Origin of the sequence: Mesorhizobium sp. M7A.F.Ca.CA.002.04.1.1, assembly GCF_004022805.1 — a bacterium.
Taxonomy (GTDB): Bacteria; Pseudomonadota; Alphaproteobacteria; order Rhizobiales; family Rhizobiaceae; genus Mesorhizobium; species Mesorhizobium ciceri.
This window is the reverse complement of the sequence record NZ_RZPL01000698.1, coordinates 1-2958: the sequence shown is the minus strand read 5'-3', so window position 1 is coordinate 2958 and position 2958 is coordinate 1. Positions and strand designations below refer to the sequence as shown.

The 2958-nt window shown below is 62.5% G+C and carries 2 protein-coding genes and 1 pseudogene; 1 reads left to right on the top strand and 2 read right to left on the bottom strand.

Annotated features, from left to right (window positions below):
- Both ENZ75_RS27000 and tuf read right to left on the bottom strand, forming a co-directional pair.
- Nucleotides 1–941, bottom strand: a pseudogene (locus ENZ75_RS27000) (hypothetical protein); the annotation flags it as partial.
- A gap of 153 nt (nucleotides 942–1094) precedes the next feature.
- Nucleotides 1095–2270 carry an elongation factor Tu gene (gene tuf / locus ENZ75_RS26995; RefSeq protein ID WP_013531404.1) on the bottom strand — a complete coding sequence of 392 codons (1176 nt, stop codon included), beginning with the start codon at nucleotides 2268–2270 and terminating at the stop codon, nucleotides 1095–1097.
- Between the two features lie 312 nt (nucleotides 2271–2582).
- On the opposite strand from tuf, the gene ENZ75_RS26990 reads away from it, so the two are divergent.
- A partial coding sequence (locus ENZ75_RS26990) for an EamA family transporter (protein WP_348630628.1) occupies nucleotides 2583–2958 on the top strand: 376 nt, incomplete at its 3' end.

Genomic DNA, 2958 nt, shown 5'->3' with positions numbered 1-2958 from the left:
GGCGGAGTAGGCCTGGCCGCGGTCGCCATCAGGCCATCAGGCTTGTTCCCCGGCACTTCCCGGCAATTCGTGGCCAGGCGGCCGGGTTCGCACAGGCTCGCCGCGGTCAACAGGCCCACGGCGTCCGTGCTGGTGACCAGCTTCATCGCCAGCATGTCATCGAGGGCGATCTGGTGGATTTCGCTGGCCGGGGTGCCCTTCATCGTTTCGAGCATGCTTTGTTCGATGCCCATCTGGTCCAGGTAGGCCGCCAGCTTTTTCTCCACCGACTTGCTCATTTCGTAGGTCTTGTAGCTGCCGGCGTTCTTGCGGCTGACGATCTTCGTGTTGAGGATCTTCTTCTTGCCCCCGACGATCCGGTAGGTGGTCCGGTATTGCAATTTCGTGCGGATGTAGGTCGTGGTGATCTGATGGACGCCGAGATAGGCCCATTCGCCGGCCACTCGCCTGATGCCGCCGGCAAACATCAGAGGACAGGCGGAATTGCACATGGCGCCATAGTCGATGACATCGCCGAAGTAGCGGGCGTCACGGTCCTGGCACCCCTTCGCGTCGGGCTGGCAGCTGGAAAACACCGTCTTGCCGATGGCGATATCGAGCTTGTTCTTGCGGATCAGCCGGCCAAGCGTCAGCGCCGCCTCGACATTGCCGCCGGGAGAATCCACGACAACAGGCAGTTTCCGCCCGCCAAGCGTCTTCAGCATGCGTTTGAAGAGCGCCGGAGTTCCGGCTTCTATGGAGCCCTCGGCCGATATCCATTCCGGACAGATCGGCTCGCACCCCGCTGCGTTGCTGCGGACAATGCCGAACCGCATCGTCGGCCCAAGATCCGGCGCCGCATCCGCCGCGAAGGCTGCCGGGCCTGTGGCAAGCAGCGCAATCAGCCAGGTCAGAGCCAGCGGCCACAATGCCCGACGATGAAAATACCGCCTTGGAACCATTTGGAAAAAGCCCCTTGATGCAACCTATACTAGACGAGGTCCAGAGCCTTGCAACAGGCTTCGGCCGACGGGGCGGCAGCCGATAGCCCGGCAAACAAAAAGGGCGGCCCGAAGACCGCCCTTTCTTGTCGATCCGGCGAATGCCGGGCTCGGTTATTCCTTGATGGTGACGACGATGCCGGCACCGACGGTGCGGCCGCCTTCACGGATAGCGAAGCGCAGCTTCTCTTCCATGGCGATCGGCACGATCAGCTCGACATCGACCGTGATGTTGTCGCCCGGCATCACCATCTCGGTGCCTTCCGGCAGCGACACGATGCCGGTCACGTCGGTCGTGCGGAAGTAGAACTGCGGACGGTAGTTGGTGAAGAACGGCGTGTGACGGCCACCTTCGTCCTTGGTCAGGATGTAGGCTTCGGCCACGAACTTCTTGTGCGGCTTCACCGTGCCCGGCTTGGCCAGAACCTGGCCGCGCTCGACACCTTCACGATCAACGCCGCGCAGCAGCGCGCCGATGTTGTCGCCAGCCTGGCCCTGATCGAGCAGCTTGCGGAACATTTCCACGCCCGTGCAGGTCGTCTTGGTCGTCGGACGGATGCCGATGATTTCCAGCTCCTCGCCGACCTTGACCACGCCGCGCTCGACGCGGCCGGTCACGACCGTGCCGCGGCCCGAGATCGAGAACACGTCTTCGATCGGCATCAGGAACGGCTTGTCGAGCGGACGAACCGGCGTCGGGATGTAAGCATCGACCGCAGCCATCAGCTCGCGGATCGCGTCTTCACCGATCTTCTTGTCCGAGTCTTCGAGAGCAGCCAGAGCCGAACCCTTGACGATCGGAATGTCGTCGCCGGGGAATTCGTTCTTGGTCAGAAGCTCGCGAACCTCGAGCTCGACCAGTTCGAGCAGCTCGGCGTCGTCGACCTGGTCGACCTTGTTCAGGAACACCACGATCGACGGCACGCCGACCTGACGGGCCAGCAGGATGTGCTCGCGGGTCTGCGGCATCGGGCCGTCGGCAGCCGACACGACCAGGATCGCGCCGTCCATCTGCGCGGCGCCGGTGATCATGTTCTTCACATAGTCGGCGTGGCCGGGGCAGTCGACGTGAGCGTAGTGGCGGTTGGCCGTCTCGTATTCGACGTGAGCCGTCGAGATCGTGATGCCGCGCGCCTTCTCTTCAGGGGCAGCGTCGATCTGGTCGTAGCGCTTGTATTCGCCAAAATACTTGGTGATCGCCGCCGTCAGCGACGTCTTGCCATGGTCGACGTGGCCAATCGTGCCGATGTTCACGTGAGGCTTGTTACGCTCGAATTTACCTTTTGCCATTGTCTCTTTCCTTGGACGGCCCGGATCTTCAGTTCGGTCGAAGACCTTCAGTTCAGTCGAATGCGGGGCGATTAGCGACAAAGGCCAAAAAACACAAGCGTCTTTTGGCCGGGTGCCGTCTCACTCAGTCCGAACCATCGATCCGATTGCGGGGATGTGGCGCTGATATAGGAAGGCTCCGGGCAAAATGAAGGGGTAGCGGGCCGACCGATCGAGGCCGCGAAAGCGCCGGCTTGCTTGCCCGGCCCTGTCTGAATCATGGCCAGGCCATGGACCATTGCCGCCGCCATCCGCCTCTGATCTTGTGGCCGGATGCATTTCATCCCTGTCTCTATCCGCGGCCCGCTGTTCATGATCGTCTCGACGGGGTCGTATCTCGTCAACGATACAATGATGAAGCTCGCGACGGCGGGCCTGCCGTCTTATGAGGTGCTGTTTCTGCGGGGTGCCGCGGCGGCCCTCTGGGGCTTCCCGCTGCTGTTCGCGCTGGGCTACGGCAAGCAGATCCCGCTGATCTTCGACAAGCGCGTCCTGAGCCGGAACGTGCTCGAGCTGGCGGCGATCCTTTGCTATGTGGTCGCGCTCGCCAACATGCAGATCGCCGATTCCACCGCGCTCGGCCAGATCACGCCGCTCTTGATGCTGGTTGGCTCCTCGATCCTGTTTGGCGAGCGGATCGGCGGCCGGC